The 25,457-nt window shown below is 39.7% G+C and carries 22 protein-coding genes and 6 tRNA genes; 2 read left to right on the forward strand and 26 right to left on the reverse strand.

All coding sequences use genetic code 11. The features are described from left to right. Position 1: 1 nt before the first annotated feature. The 25 genes from TEGAF0_RS05410 to TEGAF0_RS05530 form a co-directional block, all read right to left on the reverse strand. Positions 2–1,435: an APC family permease gene (locus TEGAF0_RS05410; RefSeq protein WP_264900690.1), complete on the reverse strand. Its 1,434-nt coding sequence runs from the start codon at positions 1,433–1,435 to the stop codon at positions 2–4. Between the two features lie 59 nt (positions 1,436–1,494). After that, positions 1,495–2,085: an OmpH/Skp family outer membrane protein gene (locus TEGAF0_RS05415; protein ID WP_264900691.1), complete on the reverse strand. Its 591-nt coding sequence runs from the start codon at positions 2,083–2,085 to the stop codon at positions 1,495–1,497. Between the two features lie 126 nt (positions 2,086–2,211). Next, on the reverse strand, positions 2,212–6,495 hold the full coding sequence (gene rpoC / locus TEGAF0_RS05420; RefSeq protein ID WP_264900692.1) for a DNA-directed RNA polymerase subunit beta': 4,284 nt from the start codon (positions 6,493–6,495) through the stop codon (positions 2,212–2,214). Between the two features lie 25 nt (positions 6,496–6,520). Then, entirely contained in the window at positions 6,521–10,324 is a 3,804-nt protein-coding gene (gene rpoB / locus TEGAF0_RS05425) for a DNA-directed RNA polymerase subunit beta (RefSeq protein ID WP_264900693.1), read from the reverse strand. Between the two features lie 267 nt (positions 10,325–10,591). Beyond that, entirely contained in the window at positions 10,592–10,966 is a 375-nt protein-coding gene (gene rplL, locus TEGAF0_RS05430; RefSeq protein WP_026752256.1) for a 50S ribosomal protein L7/L12, read from the reverse strand. Positions 10,967–11,064: 98 nt separating this feature from the next. Next, on the reverse strand, positions 11,065–11,574 hold the full coding sequence (gene rplJ, locus TEGAF0_RS05435) for a 50S ribosomal protein L10 (protein WP_264900696.1): 510 nt from the start codon (positions 11,572–11,574) through the stop codon (positions 11,065–11,067). A gap of 53 nt (positions 11,575–11,627) precedes the next feature. Next, the gene (gene rplA / locus TEGAF0_RS05440) at positions 11,628–12,320 is read right to left on the reverse strand and encodes a 50S ribosomal protein L1 (protein ID WP_264900697.1); all 693 of its coding nucleotides are present in this window, start codon (positions 12,318–12,320) and stop codon (positions 11,628–11,630) included. 27 nt (positions 12,321–12,347) lie between these two features. After that, the gene (rplK, locus tag TEGAF0_RS05445) at positions 12,348–12,791 is read right to left on the reverse strand and encodes a 50S ribosomal protein L11 (protein ID WP_026752259.1); all 444 of its coding nucleotides are present in this window, start codon (positions 12,789–12,791) and stop codon (positions 12,348–12,350) included. Between the two features lie 119 nt (positions 12,792–12,910). Then, positions 12,911–13,996 (reverse strand): DegT/DnrJ/EryC1/StrS family aminotransferase, encoded by a 1,086-nt coding sequence (locus TEGAF0_RS05450; protein WP_264900698.1) that lies wholly within the window; start codon positions 13,994–13,996, stop codon positions 12,911–12,913. Further along, the gene (locus tag TEGAF0_RS05455) at positions 13,993–14,376 is read right to left on the reverse strand and encodes a sugar 3,4-ketoisomerase (RefSeq protein WP_264900700.1); all 384 of its coding nucleotides are present in this window, start codon (positions 14,374–14,376) and stop codon (positions 13,993–13,995) included. Before TEGAF0_RS05455 ends, TEGAF0_RS05450 begins: the two co-directional genes overlap by 4 nt. A 23-nt stretch (positions 14,377–14,399) precedes the next feature. Next, complete coding sequence (locus TEGAF0_RS05460) at positions 14,400–15,257, reverse strand: beta-1,6-N-acetylglucosaminyltransferase (protein WP_264900701.1); 858 nt, start codon at positions 15,255–15,257, stop codon at positions 14,400–14,402. 105 nt (positions 15,258–15,362) lie between these two features. Beyond that, positions 15,363–15,962: a transcription termination/antitermination protein NusG gene (gene nusG, locus TEGAF0_RS05465; protein WP_264900702.1), complete on the reverse strand. Its 600-nt coding sequence runs from the start codon at positions 15,960–15,962 to the stop codon at positions 15,363–15,365. Between the two features lie 7 nt (positions 15,963–15,969). After that, positions 15,970–16,164 carry a preprotein translocase subunit SecE gene (secE, locus tag TEGAF0_RS05470; protein ID WP_264900703.1) on the reverse strand — a complete coding sequence of 65 codons (195 nt, stop codon included), beginning with the start codon at positions 16,162–16,164 and terminating at the stop codon, positions 15,970–15,972. 36 nt (positions 16,165–16,200) lie between these two features. Then, a tRNA-Trp gene (locus TEGAF0_RS05475) sits at positions 16,201–16,271 on the reverse strand. A gap of 101 nt (positions 16,272–16,372) precedes the next feature. Further along, positions 16,373–17,563 carry an elongation factor Tu gene (gene tuf / locus TEGAF0_RS05480; RefSeq protein ID WP_264900704.1) on the reverse strand — a complete coding sequence of 397 codons (1,191 nt, stop codon included), beginning with the start codon at positions 17,561–17,563 and terminating at the stop codon, positions 16,373–16,375. A gap of 158 nt (positions 17,564–17,721) precedes the next feature. Further along, a tRNA-Thr gene (locus TEGAF0_RS05485) sits at positions 17,722–17,793 on the reverse strand. A gap of 14 nt (positions 17,794–17,807) precedes the next feature. Then, a tRNA-Gly gene (locus TEGAF0_RS05490) sits at positions 17,808–17,883 on the reverse strand. 39 nt (positions 17,884–17,922) lie between these two features. Beyond that, positions 17,923–18,005 (reverse strand) — tRNA-Tyr (locus TEGAF0_RS05495). Between the two features lie 47 nt (positions 18,006–18,052). After that, a tRNA-Thr gene (locus TEGAF0_RS05500) sits at positions 18,053–18,125 on the reverse strand. A 268-nt stretch (positions 18,126–18,393) separates the two neighbouring features. Then, on the reverse strand, positions 18,394–18,693 hold the full coding sequence (gene hpf, locus TEGAF0_RS05505) for a ribosome hibernation-promoting factor, HPF/YfiA family (protein ID WP_264900706.1): 300 nt from the start codon (positions 18,691–18,693) through the stop codon (positions 18,394–18,396). Between the two features lie 139 nt (positions 18,694–18,832). Beyond that, entirely contained in the window at positions 18,833–19,729 is an 897-nt protein-coding gene (locus TEGAF0_RS05510) for a tyrosine-type recombinase/integrase (protein ID WP_264900708.1), read from the reverse strand. A 62-nt stretch (positions 19,730–19,791) separates the two neighbouring features. Further along, positions 19,792–19,989 (reverse strand): 30S ribosomal protein S21, encoded by a 198-nt coding sequence (gene rpsU / locus TEGAF0_RS05515; protein ID WP_026752269.1) that lies wholly within the window; start codon positions 19,987–19,989, stop codon positions 19,792–19,794. A gap of 53 nt (positions 19,990–20,042) precedes the next feature. Further along, the gene (locus TEGAF0_RS05520) at positions 20,043–20,651 is read right to left on the reverse strand and encodes a riboflavin synthase (RefSeq protein WP_264900712.1); all 609 of its coding nucleotides are present in this window, start codon (positions 20,649–20,651) and stop codon (positions 20,043–20,045) included. A 79-nt stretch (positions 20,652–20,730) separates the two neighbouring features. Next, a complete protein-coding gene (gene hscA / locus TEGAF0_RS05525) occupies positions 20,731–22,587 on the reverse strand; it encodes a Fe-S protein assembly chaperone HscA (protein ID WP_264900713.1) in 1,857 nt (618 codons plus the stop codon). A 71-nt stretch (positions 22,588–22,658) separates the two neighbouring features. After that, the gene (locus TEGAF0_RS05530) at positions 22,659–23,045 is read right to left on the reverse strand and encodes an RDD family protein (RefSeq protein WP_264900714.1); all 387 of its coding nucleotides are present in this window, start codon (positions 23,043–23,045) and stop codon (positions 22,659–22,661) included. An 81-nt stretch (positions 23,046–23,126) separates the two neighbouring features. Between TEGAF0_RS05530 and tyrS the strand changes: the two genes are divergently transcribed. Then, a complete protein-coding gene (gene tyrS, locus TEGAF0_RS05535) occupies positions 23,127–24,413 on the forward strand; it encodes a tyrosine--tRNA ligase (protein WP_264900716.1) in 1,287 nt (428 codons plus the stop codon). Positions 24,414–24,415: 2 nt separating this feature from the next. Here tyrS and TEGAF0_RS05540 read toward each other — a convergent pair whose 3' ends face one another. Further along, positions 24,416–25,096 carry an SGNH/GDSL hydrolase family protein gene (locus tag TEGAF0_RS05540; protein WP_264900718.1) on the reverse strand — a complete coding sequence of 227 codons (681 nt, stop codon included), beginning with the start codon at positions 25,094–25,096 and terminating at the stop codon, positions 24,416–24,418. 154 nt (positions 25,097–25,250) lie between these two features. Between TEGAF0_RS05540 and TEGAF0_RS05545 the strand changes: the two genes are divergently transcribed. Continuing rightward, positions 25,251–25,321: transfer RNA gene (locus TEGAF0_RS05545), tRNA-Gln, on the forward strand. Positions 25,322–25,457: the final 136 nt, after the last annotated feature.

Genomic DNA, 25,457 nt, shown 5'->3' on the forward strand with positions numbered 1-25,457 from the left:
ATTATTTTTTTGCATTCCTTACTGCTATGTAATACAAAGGTATACCCAACAACGTAATGATTAATCCTGGCCAGGTAAACTGTGGTTTATAAATAATCAAAAGAACACAGAAACTAATACCCATTAACATATATATAGCAGGTAATATCGGATATCCGATAGCTTTATAGGGTCTGGGCAACTCTGGCCTCTTCTTGCGAAGAATAAAAATACCGGCAATAGTAAGTACATAGAATATAACTACTATGAAAGAAACCATATCTAATAGATCTCCATACTTCCCGCTTAAACATAGGAGGCATGCAACAACACATTGTGCCCATAAAGCCCATTCAGGCACTGAATTTTTATTCAACTTTGCTGCATTCTTAAAAAACAGTCCATCCTGCGCCATGGTATAATACACGCGGGCTCCCGCCAGTATCAATCCATTGTTACAGCCAAAAGTAGATATCATGATCATGGCAGCAATTATATAAGTACCCATACCACCAAAAATCACATTAGAAGCAGTTACTGCAACTCTGTCTGATTCGGCAAAAGCAATCTGATCCAGTGGCAAAACACTTAAATACATCAGATTGGCAGAAACATAAATAAGCGTCACAATTAAAGTACCCAGAAACAGACTTAGTCCAATATTTTTTTGTGGATTTTTAATTTCACCTGCAATAAATGTTACATTATTCCAAGCATCACTACTGAATATAGAACCTACCATAGAAGCAGCTATGGCGCCCAATGCACCCGCGCCTAATACAGGGGCAACAATAGCGGCAGACAGTTCCCCAGTTCCCTTGGCCATCGACTTCATGGTAAAAGCATCTGTCCAGTTTGCATTCCATACATCCGAATCAGCCGCCAGTAAAAAACCAAAAACAATTAACCCGAATAAGGACACTAATTTTGTTACAGTAAAAATGGTCTGAATCATTTTCCCACCCTGAACACCTTTAGTATTAATATAGGTTAGCAGGATTATAATAAAGATGGAAACAAACTGAGCAGGATAAATCTTAAAAGGGCCTAGCAAAAAAAGCACATCGGCTTCATTCATTTCCAGGGCCGGAATAAAATAGGCGGCAAACTTACAAAATGCCACTCCCACTGCTGCAATAGTACCAGTTTGAATAACTGAAAAGAAGCTCCATCCATATAAAAAACCGGTAAGTTTATTATAGGACTCTTTTAAATAAACATATTGACCGCCCGCCTTTGGAAACATAGCACTAAGTTCACCATAACTTAATGCAGCAGTCAAAGTCATAAATCCGGTAAGCAACCAGACTACAATTAACCAGCCAGCACTGCCCACATTACGTGTAATATCGGCACTAACAATAAATATTCCGGATCCAATCATGCTGCCGGCCACAATCATAGTTGCGTCGAGCAAACCCAGTGTGGGTTTAAAAGAAGGGGTAGTTTCTGACATAAAAAATCCCGCCCATTTTTAAGAGGGCGGGAATGAAGATAACAAATATGATTGAACGATTATGGCTTCTTTGGATACAACTTATTCAAACCTTTCACCAAATCATCTGTGATATTGTAAGCACTATCTTTCAAATACATAAACTCAGGTGCACTGGAAAAAATATATGCATATCCTTTATTCTTATTGTATTCTTTCAGGTAGTCTTCAATTTTCTTCTTAACATCCTGTAGCTTTTTAAAGCTCTCATCCTGCATTTCCTGGGCCATCATCTGCTCTTTACCCTGATAAGTTCTTTCCATTTGTACCAGCTCCTGTTGCTTATTTGCCAATTCTGCCTGAGACAAGCTTTGACCTACACGCTGTAGTTCCTGATACTTATTGGTAAATACGTTTTTAAGCTCATTTAACTGCTTAGCATTTGCCTGATCTTTGATCTGTAATGAAGCACGTACTTCTTTAAAATATTCAAAATTATTCTGAATAGAATCAGACTCAAAGTAAGCGATTTTAAATCCGCCAGCAGCAGCACTTGCAGCACTACCACCTGCAACGGCAGAAGGAGATTTAGCACTAGAGAAATGTAAGTAAAATAAAACAGCAACACCAATCGCAGTTGCTATAGAAAGACCGGTAATAAAATTTTTCATACAGTATTTATTTTCCTAAAATAAGTCAATTTAAAAAATTACTGAAGGCTATTTATACAAAGGGCTATTCAGTAAAAAAGTAGGAAGCTTTCGCTTCCTACTTTTAGATATACTTTCAATAAGTAATTACTCTTCTTCGTCAAAGCTCATTGCTTCTCTGGTAGTAGCTAGTACTTCATATTCTTCCTTACTTCCTACAATCATGTTCTCGAACTCTTTCTGTCCGGAACCAGCAGGAATAAGGTGTCCAGTAATAACGTTCTCCTTCAGACCCAACATAGCATCTGTCTTACCCTGAATAGCGGCCTGACTTAATACCTTAGTTGTTTCCTGGAACGAAGCAGCTGAAATCCAGCTTTGAACACCCAATGAAGCTTTGGTAATACCAAGCAACACCGGACGGGCAGTTGCAGGCTTAGCATCTCTAACTTCAACTAGTTTCTTATCTGCACGACGTAAGATGGAATTCTCTTCTCTTAATTCGCGTAAAGTGATAATTTGACCAGCTCTCATTTTAGCGCTTTCTCCAGCATTGGTTACAACTTTCTTATCAAAGATTCTGTCGTTCTCTTCAATAAAGTCGAAGCGATCTTCCAGGTCCTCCTCTAAGAATTTAGTATCTCCAGCGTCAACAATTTCTACTTTCTTCATCATCTGACGTACAATCACTTCAACGTGCTTGTCGTTGATTTTTACCCCTTGTAAACGGTAAACTTCCTGAATTTCATTCACTACATATTCCTGAACTGCAAATGGTCCTTTGATAGCAAGAATGTCGGCAGGAGCAATCTGTCCGTCAGACATTGGAGTACCAGCTTTCACGAAGTCACCATCCTGAACAAGAATCTGACGAGTCAATGGAACCAGGTATTTCTTTATCATTCCATCACGTGATTCAACAATAATCTCACGATTACCACGCTTCACATTACCGAATGATACAACACCATCAATTTCACAAACAATCGCAGGGTTTCCTGGATTACGCGCTTCAAATAATTCAGTTACACGAGGAAGACCTCCGGTGATATCTCTTAGTTTACCTAAGATACGTGGGATCTTCACCAATACCTGACCTGCTTTTACTTCGTCTCCTTCTTCTACACCAATATGTGAACCAACTGGTAAGTTGTACTGCTTAATGTCTTTACCTTCTACGATGATAGTTGGGATCTTGGTTTTATCCTTTGTTTCAATAACCACTTTCTCGCGGTGACCTGTTTGTTCGTCAGACTCATCACGGTAAGTAATACCATCAAGAATGTTTTCAAACTTAATAGTACCATTGCTTTCAGCAACAATTACGTTATTGAATGGATCCCATGTACAGATAACATCTCCTTTCTTAACCTGCGCACCATCTTTAACATTTAAAGTAGCACCGTAAGGAACGTTGTTGGTAATCATTAAACGATCGTTTTTCACGTCCATGATTCTAACTTCACCTGTACGTCCAATAACAATTTTAGACTTGGTTCCGTCATTACCAACCGTATCAACAGTTCTTAATCCGTCAAATTGAATGGTACCATCAAACTTAGCTTGTAAAGTTGATTCAATAGAAGCAGATCCCGCAACACCACCCACGTGGAAGGTACGTAGTGTAAGCTGTGTACCAGGTTCACCAATGGATTGAGCGGCAATAATACCAACTGCATCACCCCTTTGAGCCAAATATCCGGTTGCAAGGTTTTTACCATAACACTTCACACATACACCACGCTTGCTTTCGCAGGTAAGTACAGATCGGATTTCAACCGTTTCAATACCCACTTCTTCAATTTGCTTAGCCACATCAGAAGAAATTTCCTCACCCGCAAGGATGATCAACTCTTCAGTAATTGGGTGGTATACATTATGTAATGAAGTACGTCCTTCAATTCTATCTGCTAATGGTTCAATAACATCTTCATTGTCTTTCAGTGCAGAAGTTGCAATACCACGTAAGGTTCCGCAATCCTCTTCTGAAATAACCACATCCTGAGAAACGTCCACTAAACGACGGGTCAAGTAACCAGCATCCGCTGTTTTAAGGGCGGTATCCGCAAGACCCTTACGCGCACCGTGGGTAGAGATAAAGTAATCCAATACGTTCAATCCACCTTTAAAGTTGGAGAGGATTGGATTCTCAATAACCTCAGATCCAGAGCTACCACTCTTACGAGGTTTAGCCATCAGACCACGAATACCCACTAGCTGCTTAACCTGAGTTTTACTACCACGGGCACCAGAATCCAACATCATAAATACTGAGTTGAAGCCTTGGTTGTCGATGGTCATTTCACGAATCAAAGACTCTGTGATTTTCATATCGACTCTACCCCAGATATCAATTACCTGGTTGTAACGCTCGTTATTGGTGATAAGACCCATATTATAGCTATCCCAAACTTCTTCTACTTCTGCTTTTGCACTTTCCAATAATTCGTTTCTGATTTCAGGAACGATCAAGTCATTAACACTGAAGCTCAATCCACCACGGAATGCCATACGGAATCCAAGTGTTTTGATATCATCCAAGAATTTAGCAGTTTTAGGAACGTCAGTGATTTTAATAATATCACCAATGATTTCTCTAAGACTTTTCTTAGTCAACAATGCATTTACGAAGCCAACTTCCTGCGGTACATATTGATTGAACAATACACGACCAACAGTAGTTTCAATCAATTTCTTAACCAAAACACCTTTCTCTCGAACGTTGGTTTTTACTCTGATGTTCGCATGTAAGTCAACTCTTCCTTCATTGTATGCAATGATCACTTCATCCATGCTATAGAAAGCCATTCCCTGACCTTTGATGGTTTCAGTTTCGGTAGACTTTCTTCCCTTGGTAATGTAATACAATCCAAGTACCATGTCCTGTGAAGGAAGGGTTATAGGTGTACCATTCTGCGGGTTTAGAATGTTGTGAGAAGACAACATCAACAATTGTGCTTCCAAAATAGCAGCATTGCTTAATGGAACGTGCACGGCCATCTGGTCACCATCGAAATCCGCGTTGAATGATGAGGTAACCAATGGGTGAAGTTGAATGGCTTTACCTTCTACCAATTTAGGCTGGAATGCCTGGATAGATAGACGGTGAAGTGTTGGGGCACGGTTTAATAAAACCGGATGACCCTTTAAGATATTTTCAAGAATATCCCAGATAACCGCTTCTTTGCGATCTACTAATTTCTTAGCAGACTTAACGGTTTTCACGATACCTCTTTCAATTAATTTACGAATAACAAATGGCTTGAAAAGTTCAGCAGCCATGTCTTTTGGTAATCCGCACTCGTGTATTTTCAACTCAGGTCCTACTACGATTACAGAACGACCAGAATAGTCAACACGCTTACCCAATAAGTTCTGACGGAAACGACCTTGTTTACCTTTCAGTACATCGGATAAAGATTTTAGCGCACGGCCGCCCTCTGCTTTAACAGCATTAGACTTACGGGAGTTATCGAACAAGGAGTCAATTGCTTCCTGCAACATTCTCTTTTCGTTTCTTAAGATAACTTCCGGTGCTTTAATTTCTAACAAACGCTTTAAACGGTTGTTACGGATGATTACACGACGGTATAAATCATTCAAATCAGAAGATGCGAATCTACCACCATCCAATGGAACCAATGGACGCAATTCTGGTGGAATAACCGGTATATACTGCATTACCATCCACTCAGGGCGATTGGTAATTCTGGCGCTAGCATCACGGAAAGATTCAACTACGCTCAAACGCTTAAGGGCGTCTGCTTTACGCTGCTGAGAAGTTTCAGTTGCTGCTGCATTTCTTAAAGAAAAACTTAATTCATCTAAATCAATGCGCTCCAACAAAGCATGAACTGCTTCAGCTCCCATTTTAGCGATGAACTTTTGAGGATCATCATCAGGTAAAAACTGGTTGTCTTTTGGTAAACCATCAATTAAATCTAAGTATTCTTCTTCGGTTAAAAGATCACCCATGTTTAGGTTCTCTTTTATACCACCTTGAATAACTACATAGCGCTCATAATAAATAATGGTTTCCAGTTTCTTGGAACTCATCCCAAGCAAGTAACCAATTTTATTAGGTAAGCTCTTGAAGTACCAGATATGTACTACAGGAACTACCAGTTTAATATGTCCCATGCGTTCACGACGCACTTTCTTTTCTGTTACTTCCACACCACAACGGTCACATACGATTCCCTTGTAACGGATACGCTTATATTTTCCACAAGCACATTCGTAGTCCTTAACGGGTCCGAAGATTCTTTCGCAGAATAAGCCGTCACGTTCAGGCTTATAGGTACGATAGTTGATGGTTTCAGGTTTCAGTACTTCGCCAAAACTTCTTTCCAAGATACTATCCGGAGATGCCAGACTAATCGTAATCTGTGAAAAGGTTGGACGCTGTTTGTTTTCTCTTTTGATTGCCATATCGCGGTTGAGAATTTGAATTTTTTTAATCGAACTTAAGATCTAAACCTAGACCTCTTAATTCGTGCACCAATACATTGAATGATTCAGGAACGCCTGCTCTTGGAATATTCTCTCCTTTCACAATTGCCTCATAGGTTTTTGCACGTCCAATGATATCATCAGACTTAAGAGTTAATAATTCCTGCAGGATGTTGGCAGCACCATATGCTTCCAATGCCCAAACCTCCATTTCACCAAAACGCTGACCACCAAACTGAGCCTTACCACCCAACGGTTGTTGAGTAATCAAGCTGTATGGTCCGATAGAACGCGCGTGCATCTTATCGTCAACCATGTGGTGTAGTTTAATCATATAGATTACACCTACTGTTGCTTTCTGGTGGAAACGTTCTCCGGTTTCACCATCATACAAGTACGTATGACCGTTTCTCGGAATGCCCGCATCTTTACAGTATTGTTCAATTTGATCCGTAGATGCACCATCAAAAATTGGTGTAGCAAAACGAACACCTAAACGCTTACCAGTCCATCCTAAAATGGTTTCATAAATCTGTCCAAGGTTCATACGGGAAGGTACCCCAAGTGGATTCAATACGATATCTACAGGTGTTCCGTCTTCCATAAATGGCATGTCTTCGGCACGTACAATTTTGGCAACAATACCCTTGTTTCCGTGACGACCCGCCATCTTATCCCCTACTTTCAATTTACGCTTAACAGCCAAGTAAACTTTAGCCAATTTCAATACACCAGCTGGCAACTCATCACCAATAGAGATGTTGAATTTCTCACGCTTGTATCTACCCAACTCTTCATTAAACTTAATGCTATAGTTGTGTAAAAGGGTATTGATCTGATCGTCGGTTTTTGCATCACCTGTCCAACCCAAAGGATTCACGTTCTGGTAATCTATAGTGCTCAGATTCTTTTGATTGAATTTTGCACCTTTACCAATCAACATTTCTCCGAAGTTATTGCTTACACCAGCAGAAGCTTTGTCTTTCAACAAAGTCTGTAGTTTTTCTAACAATAATTCCTTAATGGCTTCTACATTTTGCTGATGTACTTTCTCAACTTTTTCCAACAATGCTTTTTCACGAATCTTACCATTCTTATCTTTCTTAGCGCGCTGGAATAATTTTTTATCAATTACTACACCTTCTGTACCATTTGGTGCCTTTAAAGAAGCATCTTTTGCATCTCCCGCTTTGTCACCAAAGATGGCACGCAAAAGTTTTTCCTCAGGGGTTGGATCAGACTCGCCTTTTGGCGTAATCTTACCAATAAGAATATCGCCCTCTTTAATAGTAGCACCAATTCTGATAATACCATTCTCATCTAAATCTTTGGTTGCTTCTTCAGAAACGTTTGGAATATCCGGGGTTAATTCTTCTTCACCCAATTTTGTGTCACGAACTTCCAATTCGTACTCATCAATATGTACAGAAGTAAATAAATCTTCTCTAACTACTTTTTCACTGATAACGATCGCATCTTCAAAGTTGTATCCTTTCCAAGGCATAAATGCAACCTGAAGATTACGGCCTAAAGCCAATTCACCGTCTTTGGTAGCATATCCTTCAGTTAGGAAATCACCCTTCTTAACCACCTGACCTTTCTTAACCGCAGGGCTAAGGTTGATACAGGTAGCCTGGTTGGTTTTAATGAACTTAGTCAGTTTGTAAACCTGTAAGTCATCGTTAAAGCTCACCAAACGATCTAAATCATTTCTATCGTAACGAACATGAATTTCATTTGCATCTACAAACTCAACCACACCATTACCTTCTGCGTGAATCTGAATACGAGCATCGCGGGCAGCTTTAGCTTCCAAACCAGTACCAACAATAGGCACTTCAGGAACAATCAAAGGAACCGCCTGACGCTGCATGTTTGATCCCATCAAAGCACGGTTGGCATCATCATGTTCAAGGAAAGGAATAAGTGAAGCACTCAAACCAACAATCTGGTTAGGAGCAACGTCCATGTATTCTACTTCTTCCTTATCTAAGATTGGGAAATCACCAGTTTGACGAGATACTACTTTCTCTTCAACAAACTCTCCCTTCTCGCTCAATGGTGCATTGCTCTGCGCAATTTTCGCAGCATCTTCTTCTTCAGCGCTTAAGAAAGTAAGTTCTTTCATGTTCACTTTACCGTTTTCTACTTTACGGTATGGAGTTTCAATAAAGCCCATATCGTTAATAGCTGCGTGAACGCATAAAGTAGAAATCAATCCAATGTTTGGACCTTCCGGTGTTTCAATGGTACACAAACGACCGTAGTGAGAATAGTGTACGTCACGTACTTCGAATCCGGCACGTTCTCTGCTCAAACCGCCTGGCCCTAGCGCAGAAATACGACGCTTGTGCGTGATTTCACTCAGTGGGTTGGTTTGATCTAAGAATTGAGAAAGCTGAGAAGTACCAAAGAATGAGTTAATTACAGAACTTAATGTTCTTGCATTAATCAAATCTACTGGTGTGAATACCTCATTATCACGAACGTTCATACGCTCACGAATGGTTCTGGCCATTCTGGCAAGACCAACACCAAATTGAGCATATAACTGCTCGCCTACTGTACGAACACGGCGGTTGCTCAAGTGGTCAATATCATCAATTTCAGCCTTAGCATTGGTTAAACGAACCAGGTACTTAATGATTTCAATAATGTCCTGCTTGGTTAACACCTTTTTAGTTAGCGGGTAATCAAGACCTAACTTTCTGTTGATCTTATAACGACCTACTTCTCCTAAATCGTAACGCTTGTCGCTGAAAAATAATTTATCAATAATACCTCTTGCAGTTTCATTATCCGGAGCATCAGCACCACGCAACTGGCGATAGATATGCTGAACCGCTTCCAATTCACTGTTAGAAGTATCCTTATTTAATGTGTTATAAATGATTGCGTAATCACCACCTACATCTTCCTTCTGAATAAATACGCTCTTCACTTCCATTTCAATAATGGTGTCAATTGCTTCTTCATCCAAAACAGTGTCACGTTCCATAACGATTTCGTTACGCTCAATGCTCACTACTTCACCAGTATCTTCATCAACAAAATCTTCTACCCAGGTTCTTAATACGCGGGCAGCTAATTTCTTACCAACATGATGGGCCAAAGTTTTCTTATCAGCTTTTACCTCATCAGCCATTCCAAACAACTCAAGAATGTCTTTATCGGTTTCGAATCCTATGGAACGCAATAAGGTAGTAACCGGGAATTTCTTCTTACGGTCAATGTACGCATACATTACGTTGTTGATATCTGTGGCAAACTCCATCCAGGCACCCTTGAACGGGATGACGCGGGCGGAGTAGATTTTTGTGCCGTTGGGGTGCACAGACTGTCCGAAGAACACACCTGGAGAACGGTGTAGCTGAGATACAACCACACGCTCTGCACCATTAATTACAAAAGTACCACGTGGAGTCATGTACGGAATATTTCCTAAGAAAACGTCCTGTACAATGGTTTGGAAATCTACGTGTTCCTCATCGTTACAACTTAAACGCAATTTAGCTTTTAAGGGTACGGCATAAGTTAATCCACGCTCCATACACTCTTCAATAGTGTAACGAGGAGGATCAATAAAATAATCCAGGAATTCCAGCACGAAGATGTTACGCGTGTCTGTGATAGGAAAGTTTTCCTTAAACACACGGAACAACCCTTCCACATTACGCTTGTCGGGTGTAGTCTCTAACTGAAAAAACTCTTTAAAGGATTCTAACTGGATGTCGAGCAGGTCAGGGGCATCAGCCAAATGTTTAGTTTTACCGAAGCCGACCCTGTTGTTCATTGTTGTAGTAGACATATGTATGTAAAACCGGTTTTTGTACAAAATAATTGGGGAGAATAGTGAAATTCTCTTAACGTACAATCGGCGCATTCATCACACAAAATCTGCGATAAAAATGTCCACCCGCTAAATTGCCCAAATTTAAGGATGGCAAAGGTAAGGAATGTATTAGAACCGCAAAAACAAATTTTGCGCCAAACTGCCATTTGGGGATAAATTAACCAAAAAAAAACCTTCCCGCCTGTATGTCAGGGGGAAGGTTCCAAATTATGTTGAAGTGGATTACTTGATTTCTACTTCAGCACCTGCTTCTTTCAACTTAGCAGCTAAATCGTCTGCTTCAGCCTTAGAAATACCTTCTTTAACTGGCTTTGGAGCACCATCAACTAGGTCTTTAGCTTCTTTCAAACCTAAACCGGTTAATTCTTTAACGATTTTAACCACACCTAATTTGCTTGCACCACCAGAAACAAGAATTACATCAAAAGATGTTTTCTCTTCAGCAGCAGCAGCGCCACCACCGTCTCCAGCAGCAACTACAACTGCAGCAGCAGCTGGTTCAATACCGTAATCAGCTTTTAATACATCAGCTAATTCCTGAACTTCTTTTACTGTTAAGCCTACTAATTGTTCGGCTAATGCTTTTACGTCTGCCATTTTTTTACTTTTTAAACCGCTTTCAAAGCGTTTGCTCCAGCGGATGGTTATAAATATTGCCCCATTTGAACCTCAGGGGCGTTGGGATGTACAAAAAATTATTGAGCAGCTTCAGCCTGCTTCTCGTGGTGCTGTAACAAACCAGCCAAAACACGCTTGGCAGGTGATTGTAACAATCCGATTACTTCACCGATCAATTCATTCTTAGTCTTGATCTGAGTAAGTGCTTTCAGGTTGTTATCTCCGCTATACACTTCACCATTAATGAAAGCTGCTTTTAATACAGGCTTTTCCATGTTGCCTTTAGAACGGAAAGAACTGATAATTAAAGCAGGTTCTTTTGGGTTCTCAGAGAACATCAATGCAGTTACATTGTGTAAAGAATCGAATACACCAGCATACTTTTCAGCATCCAATGCTTCAAGAGCCTTACGGATCAAAGTGTTTTTAGCCACTTTCATTTCTACATTCTTGTCAAAACAGGTTCTTCTTAGGTTTGAAACCTGTTCTACAGTCAGAGATTCAGTATCTGTGATATAGAAGTTATTGTACTGAGAGAATTTTTCCTTCAGTATTTCAATTACTTCATTTTTTTGGTCTTTGTTCATAACTAATTTTTTTTAAAACCCGGGTCATTTCCAGCTACGCAGGATCGCCAGGATTAGTTCATTAATGATTTGGTGTCTAATGCTATACCAGGGCTCATTGTGCTGGCCATGCTAGCTGCTTTAAGGTAAGTTCCTTTTGCAGATGAAGGCTTCAACTTAATGATAGCATTGATTAATTCGGTGCTGTTTTCTGTTAACTTTTCCGGAGAGAAAGAAATTCTTCCGATAGAAGCGTGTACAATACCGGTTTTATCTACTTTGAAAGCGATTTTACCACCTTTTACTTCATTAACTGCTGCTGCAACGTCGTTGGTTACAGTACCGGTTTTAGGGTTTGGCATCAAGTTACGAGGACCTAATACTTTACCTAATTTACCAATTTTAGGCATTACAGCAGGAGTAGCGATGATTACATCGATATCTACCCAACCACCTTCAATTTTAGTGATGAATTCGTCTAAACCAACATAATCAGCACCTGCTTCATTAGCAGCAGCTTCTTTATCAGGAGTACATAAAACCAATACTTTTTTGGTTTTACCAGTACCGTGAGGTAATGAAACGGTACCACGTACCTGTTGGTCAGCTTTTTTAGGATCTACGCCTAAACGGATATGTAGGTCAACAGAACTGTCAAATTTTGTACAGTTAATTTCTTTAACCAATGATGCAGCTTCCTTAAGAGAATAAAATTTTGCTTTATCCACCTTAGTGTTCGCTACTTTTCTTTTTTTAGTAAGTGACATGTTTAATTAGTTAAGTAGGTGAATAAATTAATTTTCCCAAGGTGCTTTACCATCAACAGTGATACCCATACTGCGTGCAGTACCGGCAACCATGCTCATAGCGCTGTTTAAAGTAAATGCATTTAGGTCAGACATCTTGTCTTTGGCAATTGCTTCAACTTGTTCCCAAGTTACTTTACCTACTTTTTGACGATTGCTTTCCTTAGAACCTTTCTGAATCTTAGCAGCTTCCATTAACTGCACAGCAGCTGGAGCGGTTTTGATTACAAAGTCGAAAGATTTGTCAGAATAGACAGTGATAAGAACAGGAACAACTTTTCCCATTTTATCCTGAGTTCTAGCATTAAACTGTTTACAGAACTCCATAATGTTTACACCCTTAGAACCGAGTGCAGGGCCCACTGGAGGCGCAGGATTGGCTTGACCACCTTTCACCTGCAGCTTCACAAAGCCAGAGATTTCTTTTGCCATTTTTATTTGATTTAATTGGTAATAGCGTCCCGGTTTTAAGCAGGACTCCCAAATTCAATCGCTCTTTTAAAAAGAACTTTTGGGGCGGCAAAGGTAATAATTAAATTGAAACAACCAAACTAAAATGCATTAAGCGCATCAATTACCTGCTGAATAGCCACTTCTGTATGACAAGCAGAGCAGGGCAAACTCAGGGTTGTTTCGTGAATGGCTTCCGAAATGGGAAATTCCAGATGACCCAGTAAATGTGTCATCGCTTTCTGTTTGTTGGGTGGAACTGGGTAGTGAATTTCTGTACCGATACTCAATTTTTGTAAATACTCCTTCAAAGCTGCCCTTTTAGGATGACGTATATTGAAAATATGATATACATCATGGTAATCTGGATGAACCACTGGAAGTATAAAATCCTGCTTTAATTGTGACAAATACATTGAAGCCAGCTTACGCTTATGGTCATTTATTTTATCTAAATAAGGCAATTTCACTTCTAAAAACAAGGCCTGTAATTCGTCTAATCGACTATTGTATCCCACCACTTCATTGTAATATTTTCCATGAGACCCATAATTCCGAATCATTTTTAGGTCTTCGCAAATGACTGGATCGTTGGTAAGAATGGCACCTGCATCTCCCAATGCACCTAAATTTTTACTAGGATAAAAACTAAATCCACTCATTATGCCAAAAGTACCCGCCATTCTCCCTTTGTATTTTGCTCCATGCGCTTGAGCACAATCTTCAATAATATGCAGGCCATGTTTTTCCGCAATCGATAATATGGGATCCATTTCGCAACATTTGCCATACAAATGAACCACCATGATAGCTTTGGTTTTGGGTGTTATGGCTGCTTCAATTTTAGTAGGGTCAATATTATACGTCTGTATATCTGGCTCTACTAAAACAGGTTTATGACCTGCATGTATGATGGCAATGATGGAGGCAATATAGGTATTGGAAGGAACTATTATTTCAGAACCCTTTGGTAAATGCAAAGCCCAGATTGCCAGAATCAATGCATCCAAACCGTTGGCAACACCCACACAATGATTCATTTGATTATAGCGGGCAAAATCGTCCTGAAATTTTTTTACTTCATCCCCTAATATATACCAGCCTTTATTTAAGAACTGGCTAAACCTTTTTTCAAATAAAAGAGTATAGGGTTCATTTACTTTTGAGAGGCAATCGTAGGGTATCATTTTTTTTCTGGATAAGGCTCGTAAATATAATCGGAAGAATCAAATGTGGTAGAAGCAAAAACCAATAAAACAGCATCTTTTGAAAAATCATACATTTTATGCCAATCCCTGGTTTCCAGTATCAGACACTTGGAAGGATTATCCAGTAAAAATTCTTCAACCTTTTCGCCATTGTTGTTCCAGACTTTGCAGGAACCATGAATACAAATGGCAGCTTGTATGGTTTCGTGATGCCGATGCCCGCCTCTTGCCGTTTCATCAACATTGTATATATAGAATACACGCTTTATTTTAAAAGGGAGTAAACGTTCTGCATTGTCCAGTACGGTAAGCTCGCCACGGGTATCTTTAAAATTAACCAGGTTAAGTATATAAGCCATATAAATCTAAGATATGGATAATATCAATCTAGAGTTTTTGCTGTCAAAAAATTATCAATTCTGTCTAACAATTCAGGGGCTTTTGCCATATCAAATTTTCTGGCGTATAAACGATCAGAAGCAATAATATCATCAAAGTCGGAACTATCAAATGTTTTAGGACTAGGTGTTTGAGGGGGATGTTTGTAATAGTGACAATTCTCATTTATCACCTTACTGGCAAAAGGTGAATTCAGTAATATTGTCTGAAACAAGAACTCATCAGGTGCCCATGAATATTTGAAAAAACGACGCATTTTGGGAACCCGGTCAACTGTTTTCAATACATATTCAGCCGCTTCAGGACTAATTGCCCAAAACATAGAACTACCATAAAATTTCATGCCCTTAGGCTGGTCCGTTCTTTTAACAAAAAAGTTTATCAGTTTCTCTAACAGAAATTGCCCTTTGAAACGAAAGTCGGTCATATGGTATTTATTAACCCTTTTCATTCCCTCTTCCCACTCACCGCTGAACGCCCGGTATTTTAGCAACAATTTCCCTTTTCTTTCATCAAAAAAAGACTGCATCTGCTCAGTCGTTTTTATAGGATAGTCTTGACCACTCATTAAACTGATAAAATCATAGGTTCTTGCAGAATCCAAAATTTCCTGCAATCCATTAAATTCAGCCTGAATGGTACTATAAGCAGCCCACTGAACATCTACCCTATTCTGGATAAAATATACATTGGGGTACTTCTTTAAATTATCATGAGATTCCAGTGGAAATTTAGCATCCACATGAATATAGAAATCAAATTCAGGATGTTGCATCCGCTGAATCATACGCTCCGTTTGAAACGGACTGGTATAAGTGATAATCAGGTGAGCAACGCGCATATATAAATTATTCGTTAAAGCTATATAATTTATTGATACTGATTAAATATAAATTAAAAAGCCACTACGTAAACGCAGTGGCCTTATAAATATTGTAAAAATAAATTATGCTATTTTTTCAACCTGCATGTAGCTTAGTTCTACTGGTGTTGAACGACCGAAGATTTTAACCGTTACTTTCAGCTTTTTCTTTTCATCATTCACTTCTTCAATTACGCCATTGAAGTCATTGAAAGGTCCTTCAATAATCTTAATAGTTTCACCAACAATGAAAGGCTCACTCATGGTTACACCCATATCATTCATTTCATCTACCTTACCCAGCATCTTATTAACTTCAGACTTGCGTAATGAGATAATTTGTCCTTTAGATCCCTTACCATCTGTTAGGAAGTGCATAACATTGCTGATGTTGCTAATATGCTGAACCATATCATCATTCAACTTCCCGTCTAACACTTCCATCATCACATATCCGGGGAAATAGTTCTTCTCACGCATTACTTTCTTACCATTCTGAACCTTATATACTTTTTCCATTGGTAAGAAAATCTGCTTGATGATATCCTGCCATCCGTTTCTGATAACATCTTTGTCAAGGTATTCCTTCACTTTTCTTTCCTTACCGCTCACTACACGCAATACGTACCATTTGGTTTCTTGCTGTGGTAATTCGCTGGTCTGCATTTTTTCTGCTACTTCCATGATGGGATTACTTGAATAATGAGTAAACTAACTTTAACAATTGGTTGCTTGAAAAATCCATTACCCAAACCATGGCTGTGATAATAACCGTAGCTACCAACACAATAACCGTGCTTTGCTGTAATTGTAACCAGGTTGGCCAGGTCACTTTCTCCAGTAATTCCTGGTAGCTTTCTTTAAAGTATAATGCTATCTTATTCATTTCCGTGTTGATCGTTTGTTCAGTGAACGATTTTTGCACGGGCACTAGGATTCGAACCCAGATCAAAGGTTTTGGAGACCCGTATGCTACCGTTGCACCATGCCCGTTTTTAGACTTCTTTTTACAAACAAAGTACCTAGCGGATGCTAAGTACTTTGTTCTGTAAAGATATAGTTTTTTGCTTAAAGCCCTAAGGCTTATTTACAAATTACTTAAGGATTTCAGTTACCTGACCAGCACCTACGGTACGGCCACCTTCACGGATCGCGAACTTCAAACCTTTTTCCATCGCGATTGGCTGAATCAATTTAACAGTCAAGTTGATGTTATCACCAGGCATAACCATTTCAGTTCCTTCTGGTAAAGTAACTTCACCTGTTACGTCTGTAGTTCTGAAGTAGAACTGAGGACGATATTTGTTAAAGAATGGAGTGTGACGTCCACCTTCTTCCTTGCTTAGTACGTATACTTCACCTTTGAAATCAGTGTGAGGAGTAATTGAACCTGGCTTACAGATAACCATACCACGACGGATATCTTTCTTTTCAATACCACGTAACAATAAACCTGCGTTGTCACCAGCCTGACCTTCGTCCAATAATTTCTTGAACATTTCAACACCAGTTACAGTAGAAGATAATGGAGACTCCATTAAACCTACGATTTCAACAGCTTCACCTACTTTGATGATACCACGCTCAATACGACCAGTAGCAACAGTACCACGACCTGTAATTGAGAACACGTCTTCTACAGACATCAAGAAAGGCATATCAATTGGACGAGGAGGCAATGGAATGTAAGTATCTACAGCTTCCATTAATTCGTCAATTTTACCAACCCACTTTGGATCTTCAGCTAGTGCACCAGTTGCAGAACCCTGGATGATTGGGGTATTATCTCCGTCAAATCCATAAGAAGTTAATAGCTCACGGATTTCCATTTCTACTAGTTCAAGTAATTCAGGATCATCAACAAGGTCAACCTTGTTCATGAATACCACGATACGAGGTACACCTACCTGACGAGCCAACAAGATATGCTCTTTGGTTTGAGGCATAGGACCATCTGTAGCAGCCACAACTAAAATAGCACCGTCCATTTGAGCAGCACCAGTAATCATGTTCTTCACATAGTCAGCGTGACCTGGACAGTCTACGTGCGCATAGTGACGATTTTCGGTTTGATACTCAACGTGAGCAGTATTGATGGTAATACCACGCTCTCTTTCTTCAGGAGCACCGTCGATTTCATCATATTTCTTAGCAACGTTACCCATACCTTTCTTAGATAAGGTAATGGTAATAGCTGCAGTCAAAGTAGTTTTACCATGGTCAACGTGACCAATGGTACCTACGTTTACGTGAGGTTTTTCCCTCTTAAAGGTCTCTTTTGCCATTTGTATCGGTTTTTAGTTGTGTTTTTAAAAATTTATATCGCTGCCCTCCCTCAGGCAATGTTTTTTCTTCTTTCTCACCTATCCTATTCATTCCTGACAAATCCATTTGAACGGGATATCACCAGGGAATTAATTTCAAGTCTTTCGTCTGAGTGCAGAGCCGTTAGTGAGAATCGAACTCACGACCTCTTCCCTACCAAGGAAGTGCTCTACCACTGAGCTACAACGGCAGACTCAAAAAAAATGGAGCGGAAGACGAGGGTCGAACTCGCGACCTATAGCTTGGAAGGCTATCGCTCTACCAATTGAGCTACTTCCGCTTAACCATAAAAAAAGAACTTTCATCCTGCGATGAAATGTGGGCAGAGTAGGGTTCGAACCTACGTACACGTGAGTGAACAGATTTACAGTCTGTCGCCTTTAACCACTCGGCCATCTGCCCGTGTTTATTGAGCCGATTTCAGCAATGCTGAATCTGCATACAATGAGAGCCGAAGATGGGACTCGAACCCGCGACCTGCTGATTACAAATCAGCTGCTCTACCAACTGAGCTACTTCGGCAAAAAAAGAACTTCCCTATTTTTTGGGATGGCAAAGGTAATGGAAATCTTTATTTGGCAAAATTTTGCAAAGATTTTTTTTGATGAATTTGCCTCATTTTTTTCAACATCAGTAAAATCAGGCCTTTTCGGGTCATCTTCTAGTAAAAGAAGCTAGCTTTCAGCAGAACGCTGGCGCTGGCTTTGAACAGTTTTGGTATGCAAAATTTTATGCTTGTGCAAAGGAATCAGGTATAAAACAAAAAAGCTCCCCGATGGGGAGCTTGATTTTAGGCGGCTAATTTTTCTTTTTTACGTTTAATTTGATTGATTAGAGAATCTAAGGCACTTTCAAATGATTCTTCAAAAGACTTGGAAGACGACTTGACAAAGAATTCATGTTTGGGTACATGCACTTTAATCTCAGCCACTTTGTCTTTGATGTTGTGAACCACATTATCCAGTTTCAAGAATACATCCACTTTGAGAATCTTGTCGTGAAACGTAGGCAGCTTGGCCAGTTTCTTTGTTACGAACTCTACTAGTTTTTCATCTGCATCAAAATGGACAGTTTGAATGTTAACGTTCATGGTTAAACATTTAATCGGTGAAACAATAAATTGAAAAGAACTGCCTGTTAAAAAAGAACCCGTTAACAGGACCATTAAGTTAATCAAATTAGTTTAGCAAAACAATAGGCTGACGATAATTTTACTGGAATTTTAACAGCTACGCTTTGGGATGTGCTTTCTGGTAAACTTTCTTCAGTTGCTCAATGGTATTATGGGTATAAACCTGTGTGGCAGCAAGACTGCTGTGACCCAACAAAGACTTCACTGCGTTTATGTCTGCTCCGTTATTCATTAAATGGGTAGCAAAGCTATGGCGCAACACGTGAGGACTTTTTTTATCAATAGTGGTAATCTGTTTCAAACGGGCATTAACCCATCCGTATACGGTTCTGCTATGAAGCGGCTTCCCTGCTTCGTTTACAAAAAGAGGGCTATCCGGCAAAGCTTCAAGAGGCCGTTCAGCCAAATAATTTTTTAATTGATCCATCAGGTCTGCAGAAGCAGGAATAATGCGCTCTTTATTACCTTTCCCAAGCACTTTAACCTGAGCATTCGCAAAATCAATCTGCCCTGGTTTTAAGTTGATCAGCTCACTTAACCGCATACCGGTACTGTAAAAAAGCAATAATATCAATCGTTCCGTTTTCCCTTTCCAATCATCAGAAAAAGGCATGTACAAAAACAAATCCTCCAGCTGCTTTTTTTCTATGTATACTGGCAATCTTTTTTGGGTTTTGGGAGAAACAACCGCTGTCATCGGGGTTGCTTTCAAGCAACCGACTTTCAGTAAATATTTAAAAAAGGATTTTAAACTGGATATTTTCCGGTTGATGGATCGGGAAGAAATCTCATCGGACTTCATTTCCGCTAACCAAGAGCGGACCATTGAGGCACTGATACTGTTTAATCCGGGACTTTCAAACTGACTTGACAGATATTGAGAAAACTGTTCCAGATCGAGCTGGTAAGCTTCTAAAGTGTGTAAAGAGTACCTCCGTTCGAACTTGAGATAGTTCAAAAACTCCTGTATTTCGGGATATTGAGGTATGGGCATAAAAAAAGTAGTCCAGATTACAACGAATCTACACTACTTAATCGTATGATAGAAGGGAAATATTATCCCTCGATCTTTCCGCTAGCGATCTGCTGCTTGTAGATAGCTTTCAACACTTGACCACGACGTACAACTGACGGCTTGGTGAATGCTTGACGCTCTCTCAACTGCAACAAAGTCTTACTTTTCTCGAATTTCTTCTTGTACTTTTTCAGTGCCTTGTCGATGTTTTCGCAGTCTTTAGAATCGATAATTAACATAGCTTATATACCTCCTCAGGTTATTTTTAGGCGGCGAAGATAAGTCGCCGGAATTAATTGACAAAATATTTATCATTTTTTACGGCGATCGCCCTCTGCACGTATTTGCCAAGTATATCAAACTCAATATTTACCTTATCCCCTATAGTTACATCCTGAATACTGGTATGCTCATAGGTATAAGGGATAATGGCAACTTTAAAAGTATTGGCGCCAACCTCAAAACAAGTAAGGCTGGTGCCATTAACCGCAATGGATCCTTTCTCAATGACCAGCGCAGCAAAAGCCGAATCAAATTCAAACCGGTATTCCCAGCTTCCTTCCCCGTTTTTAACTTCAACACAGGTTGCTATTCCATCCACATGCCCTTGCACAATATGACCATCTAATCGACCATTCATCTTCATGCAACGCTCCAGATTCACTTTTTTCCCTTTTTTCCACTGCGCCAGATTCGTCTTACGTATGGTTTCTTCAATGGCCGTCACCTGATACAAATCCCCTTCTATTTTCTCGACTGTCAAACAAACACCATCATGGGCCAAACTTTGATCCACTTTTAATTCTGGAGCAATAGAAGCTCTCAAAGTGAAAGTTACGTTGGAGCCACTATGCTGAACCGATTCTATAACACCCAGACTTTCTATAATACCAGTGAACATATAAGTTTGAATGAATTAATTTCTCAATAAAATAAACCCGTTAAAAGTTATTACTATTCAATTTCTAAAGCATGAATGCTTAGATCTGCTTGCCCTTTAAAGCCCCACTCACCGCTTGATCCATGGCCCTTTCTGCAAAAGGTCTGCTAATTTCATTCAACTCTTCAATCTTAGTCTGTATTAAATTTTTATCATTCATGGTTAATGCCATCTGCAGATTTTGCATAGCACTAGCCGTAGCAATCATTTCCTCTTTTGTTAATAGCGAAGCATTTTTAGCTATGAATTTTTCCGTAACAGAAAGAATCTGTTCTGCTTCTGTTCTAGCTTCAACCAATGCCCTTGTTTGCATATCATCTTTTGCGTGCGTAATACTGTCCATCAGCATTTGCTCTACTTCTGCATCGGTTAATCCGTACTGAGGTTTCACTTCAATACTTTGTTCTACTCCACTTCTCAGTTCCTTGGCTGTAACCGATAAAATCCCATCTGCGTTGATAAGAAAACTCACTTCTACTTTAGGCATACCAGCGGGCATACCAGGAATTCCTTTGAAATTAAATTCAGCGAGTTTGCGATTGTGTTGCACCAAATCTCTCTCCCCTTGAAATACAGAAATACGCATAGATCCCTGCCCATCTTTTTGGGTAGTGTATTGGCGAGAAGCCCTATTAGGAATTTTAGCGTTTCTCGGAATTAAAACATCCATTAATCCCCCCATGGTCTCAATACCCAAACTCAAAGGGGTAATGTCCAACAATAAAAAATCTTTGTTATTGCCTGCTAAAATATCTGCCTGAACCGCAGCTCCAATGGCTACCACTTCATCCGGATTTACTGAATCATTTACAGTTTTACCAAAGTATTCGCTCACTTTATCTTTCACCAATGGCACTCGGGTACTTCCACCTACCATGATAACAGAATCAATATCGGCCGTTTGCAATCCTGCATCCGATAAGGCTTTTGCGCAACATTCGATGGTTTTATTTACCAGGGGGATTAAACACTGATTGAATTCGGAACGGCTAATACGCACTTGGTAACCGCTCCAATCTGTTGCAAAATTTTCTTGTTGACTCAAGGTCTTTTTTGCTTCTTCAGCCAATAATCGAAGCGACTGCAACACCGCTTTGTCATTTTGAACAGCGCTGAATGGAACTTCAATTTGCTTTAACCAGAATTCCATAATAGCTCTGTCAAAATCATCTCCTCCGAGGTAAGTATCTCCGTTGGTACTTAAAACTTCAAAAATGCCATTGTTAATCTGAAGTATGGAAACATCAAAAGTTCCTCCTCCTAAATCGTATACTGCAATTGTTTTGTTATCGTCTTTATGAACACCCAATCCGTAAGCCAGGCTGGCTGCGGTAGGCTCGTTCACAATCCGCAACACGTCTAATCCAGCCAGCTTACCCGCATCTCTGGTTGCCTGACGCTGAGCATCATTAAAATAAGCTGGAACTGTTATAACAGCCTTATTCACTGGTGTCTTAAGAATATGTTCTGCTCTTGATTTAAGTTCTTTCAAAATGAAAGAACTCAATTCAATAGGAGAATAAAAACGATCGCCTATCTGCACTTTCACCAGGCTATCGGTATCGTCATCAATTACTTTGTAAGTAAAGAACCCCGCATTTTCCTTCACATCTTTATAGCTCTTCCCCATTAATCTTTTAGCAGAGAAAATGGTATTGGAAGGATCGGTTTCCAGATAGGCTTTTGCCTGTTCCCCTACTTCGGCATTACCCAATGCATCAAAGTGAACTACACTTGGCACCAAACTGCTGCTATTGTGCTCCCGCAATGCAACTGGCTGCTTGCTTTCCGGATGAATAATGGCCACCAAACTATTGGTTGTGCCCAGGTCTATTCCAACAATTACTTCTTCTTGTTGCAAACTTCCGGTTGCTATATTTATTCCAATCTTTGCCATACGTTCTATTCAAATTGAGTTGCAAAGTTATTACAATTGAACAGCCCCGTTGTTGCGATTTACGAAATCAATTATTTGTCTGAATCCTCCACAACCGTGGTTGCACTGGCAAAATCGTGTAAAGGACCACCCAGAAAGGGACTGAAGAACAAATCAATTAATGTCAGGCGCAGCAGACTTCTAAAGCCAATCATATACCAATTGGGACGTTTACCATTTTTGGCCATCACTCTTGAATAGGTCAGCCATTTTCCGGGCGTTTTCAAAAAGATTAATTCAAATAAAAAGTAATAGGTAAACATCACAGGAAAGAAAAACCATCCAAAATGAAAAGGAGTATAACCCCAGTACATCACATAAAAGTTATACCACTTGAAAAGCAAGATTGCTAGAATGGTAATGATTATCGTATCAATAAAAAAATTTAACGCCCTAGTTCCGTCCCCTACACTTTTCATGTCTGATGATTATCAGGCAAAGGTAGCGCATTGGTCAATTGAGTCTAACTTTTGTACATTTGCCCCTCAAATACTTTTGAAATGAGTTTAGTGGAAGAATTACGCTGGAGAGGCATGTTGCAGGATATAATGCCTGGCACAGAAGATTTATTAAATAAGGAAATGGTTTCCGGCTATATAGGATTTGATCCTACTTCCGATAGTTTGCATATTGGTAGCCTGGTCCCCATTTTATTATTGGTGCATTTACAGAAAGCAGGACATAAACCTTTTGCATTAGTAGGTGGGGCAACCGGAATGATTGGTGATCCAAGCTTTAAAAGTGAGGAAAGAAATTTGTTAAGTGAGGAAACTTTGCAGCACAATCTGGAAGGCATAAAAAAACAATTGAGCAAGTTTCTGGATTTCACCTCTGACGCCCCCAATAAAGCTGAAATGGTGAACAACTACGACTGGTTCAAAGACTTCAGTTTTCTGAATTTTATCAGAGACGTAGGTAAGCATATCACGGTTAACTACATGATGAGCAAAGACAGTGTTCGCAAGCGCCTGGAAGGAAATAATGGCATGAGTTTTACCGAATTTACTTATCAGCTGATACAGGGATACGACTTCTATTGGTTATACCAAAATAAAAACTGCAAACTCCAAATGGGCGGAAGCGACCAGTGGGGCAATATTGTAACTGGCACCGAAATCATTCGGAGAAAAGCGGGTGGAGAAGCATTTGCTTTTACTTGTCCATTATTAACCAAAGCCGACGGAGGGAAATTTGGGAAAACAGAAAAGGGAAATGTATGGCTTGATCCTGAAAAAACTTCCCCATATCAGTTCTATCAATTCTGGTTAAATGCCAGCGATGAAGATGCTACCAAGTGGATTAAAATATTTACCTTATTACCTAAGGAAGAAATTGATCAGCTGATTACTGAACATGCTGCAGCCCCACATACAAGGACCTTACAGAAAAAACTGGCCGAAGAAATCACTTGCTTTGTACATAGCCGTGAAGACTATGAATTTGCAGTAAAAGCCTCAGAGATCTTGTTTGGCAATGCTTCTACAGAAACTTTGGCTTCATTAAATGAAAAGCAATTATTACAAGTAATGGAAGGCGTGCCTACTGCTGAAGTATCTCGCAGTCAAATAGAAGCCGGATACGATTTAATCAGTTTGTTGGCTGATACGGGAGTTACCCCAAGCAAAGGCGAAGCAAAAAAGTTAATGGCAGCCGGCGGAGTTGCTATTAATAAAGAAAAAATAGCTCCTGAAAAAACAGCGGTTGGCACTGCCGACTTACTGCAAAACAAATATTTGTTGTTACAAAAAGGGAAGAAAAACTATTTCCTCGTAAAAATCATAGAGTAAGGCTATTGTACATTTTTCAAAGTATTCCAAATTGTCTTAGCCACAAATTCATTGCCGGCTGCGTTCAAATGAACGCGGTCGGTGGTTAATAAACCTTTCTCTGCATTGGCGGGATTATTGGCAATTAAATAGTTTTGAAACTCAGTTCTTAAATCAACACAGGACAACTTTTTGTCTTTGGCGTATTGTCTTAACCAGTTGCTGTACATATTTAATTCTCCGTCTTGCTCATTCGAGTTGTCTTTTCTTTCTCCTATAACGGAAGGAGTACAAACGACAACTTTCGCCCCAGCAGCCTGTAACTTTTTTACAATGGCATCGTAGAATTCAGTGTATTTTACATAGTCAGTTCCAGTACCCGCCAAACGCTTATGCCAAACATCATTGATGCCAACATATATTACAACTATATCGGGTTGTTTACTTAACACGTCTCTTTCCAAACGCAAATACAAGTCAGTAACTTTATTCCCACTGATACCCGCTCCTATTAATTCATATTGGTTCCCCAAGCTTTCCTTGGCTATCATTGCTTCCATCTGACGGATATAACCACCTGGTTCAGCACCCATCTGGGTAATGGAGTCTCCGAAGAAAACTACTTTCTTTCTTTTTTGAAGGGTAAAACTCATAACCAAAACGGTACTGCAAACCAACAGAATAAGGAGGGATTTTTGTAACATCGACAAGTAATTAGGGTTTGAAATTCAATAATCTATGCAAAAGACCTCTTAAAGGTAAGAATTGAGCATTCATTTTCACTTTTTGAATGAAAAAATTTGGAACAATTGAATAGTCGCCTTATTTTTGCAGCCCATTCCAAAAGAATGGTCGGATTGCCTGATAGTATAAGGGTAGTACAACTGATTTTGGTTCAGTATGTCTTGGTTCGAATCCAGGTCGGGCAACAAGAAACCCGCAGCAAAAGCTGCGGGTTTTGTTTTTTATGCGAGCACCATGAGCTTGCTCAATGGGACGAGTAAAAAAACAAAACTAGCGCCGCGTTTACGTGGCGCGAAGTTTCTTGGGTAATGCAAAGCGGGT

This window comes from Sediminibacterium sp. TEGAF015 (assembly GCF_025997995.1).
Classification (GTDB): Bacteria; Bacteroidota; Bacteroidia; order Chitinophagales; family Chitinophagaceae; genus Sediminibacterium.

Bases quoted from the DNA above. Each gene is read 5' to 3' on its own strand.
- hpf (WP_264900706.1), bottom strand. From the start codon at position 18,693: ATGAACGTTAACATTCAAACTGTCCATTTTGATGCAGATGAAAAACTA.
- TEGAF0_RS05540 (WP_264900718.1), bottom strand. From the start codon at position 25,096: ATGTTACAAAAATCCCTCCTTATTCTGTTGGTTTGCAGTACCGTTTTG.
- rplK (WP_026752259.1), bottom strand. From the start codon at position 12,791: ATGGCAAAAGAAATCTCTGGCTTTGTGAAGCTGCAGGTGAAAGGTGGT.
- rpsU (WP_026752269.1), bottom strand. From the start codon at position 19,989: ATGTTAATTATCGATTCTAAAGACTGCGAAAACATCGACAAGGCACTG.
- rpoB (WP_264900693.1), bottom strand. From the start codon at position 10,324: ATGTCTACTACAACAATGAACAACAGGGTCGGCTTCGGTAAAACTAAA.
- TEGAF0_RS05450 (WP_264900698.1), bottom strand. From the start codon at position 13,996: ATGATACCCTACGATTGCCTCTCAAAAGTAAATGAACCCTATACTCTT.
- TEGAF0_RS05455 (WP_264900700.1), bottom strand. From the start codon at position 14,376: ATGGCTTATATACTTAACCTGGTTAATTTTAAAGATACCCGTGGCGAG.
- rplA (WP_264900697.1), bottom strand. From the start codon at position 12,320: ATGTCACTTACTAAAAAAAGAAAAGTAGCGAACACTAAGGTGGATAAA.
- tyrS (WP_264900716.1), top strand. From the start codon at position 23,127: ATGAGTTTAGTGGAAGAATTACGCTGGAGAGGCATGTTGCAGGATATA.
- nusG (WP_264900702.1), bottom strand. From the start codon at position 15,962: ATGGAAGTAGCAGAAAAAATGCAGACCAGCGAATTACCACAGCAAGAA.
- TEGAF0_RS05410 (WP_264900690.1), bottom strand. From the start codon at position 1,435: ATGTCAGAAACTACCCCTTCTTTTAAACCCACACTGGGTTTGCTCGAC.
- TEGAF0_RS05510 (WP_264900708.1), bottom strand. From the start codon at position 19,729: ATGCCCATACCTCAATATCCCGAAATACAGGAGTTTTTGAACTATCTC.
- secE (WP_264900703.1), bottom strand. From the start codon at position 16,164: ATGAATAAGATAGCATTATACTTTAAAGAAAGCTACCAGGAATTACTG.
- hscA (WP_264900713.1), bottom strand. From the start codon at position 22,587: ATGGCAAAGATTGGAATAAATATAGCAACCGGAAGTTTGCAACAAGAA.
- rpoC (WP_264900692.1), bottom strand. From the start codon at position 6,495: ATGGCAATCAAAAGAGAAAACAAACAGCGTCCAACCTTTTCACAGATT.
- TEGAF0_RS05460 (WP_264900701.1), bottom strand. From the start codon at position 15,257: ATGCGCGTTGCTCACCTGATTATCACTTATACCAGTCCGTTTCAAACG.
- rplJ (WP_264900696.1), bottom strand. From the start codon at position 11,574: ATGAACAAAGACCAAAAAAATGAAGTAATTGAAATACTGAAGGAAAAA.
- TEGAF0_RS05415 (WP_264900691.1), bottom strand. From the start codon at position 2,085: ATGAAAAATTTTATTACCGGTCTTTCTATAGCAACTGCGATTGGTGTT.
- tuf (WP_264900704.1), bottom strand. From the start codon at position 17,563: ATGGCAAAAGAGACCTTTAAGAGGGAAAAACCTCACGTAAACGTAGGT.
- TEGAF0_RS05530 (WP_264900714.1), bottom strand. From the start codon at position 23,045: ATGAAAAGTGTAGGGGACGGAACTAGGGCGTTAAATTTTTTTATTGAT.
- TEGAF0_RS05520 (WP_264900712.1), bottom strand. From the start codon at position 20,651: ATGTTCACTGGTATTATAGAAAGTCTGGGTGTTATAGAATCGGTTCAG.
- rplL (WP_026752256.1), bottom strand. From the start codon at position 10,966: ATGGCAGACGTAAAAGCATTAGCCGAACAATTAGTAGGCTTAACAGTA.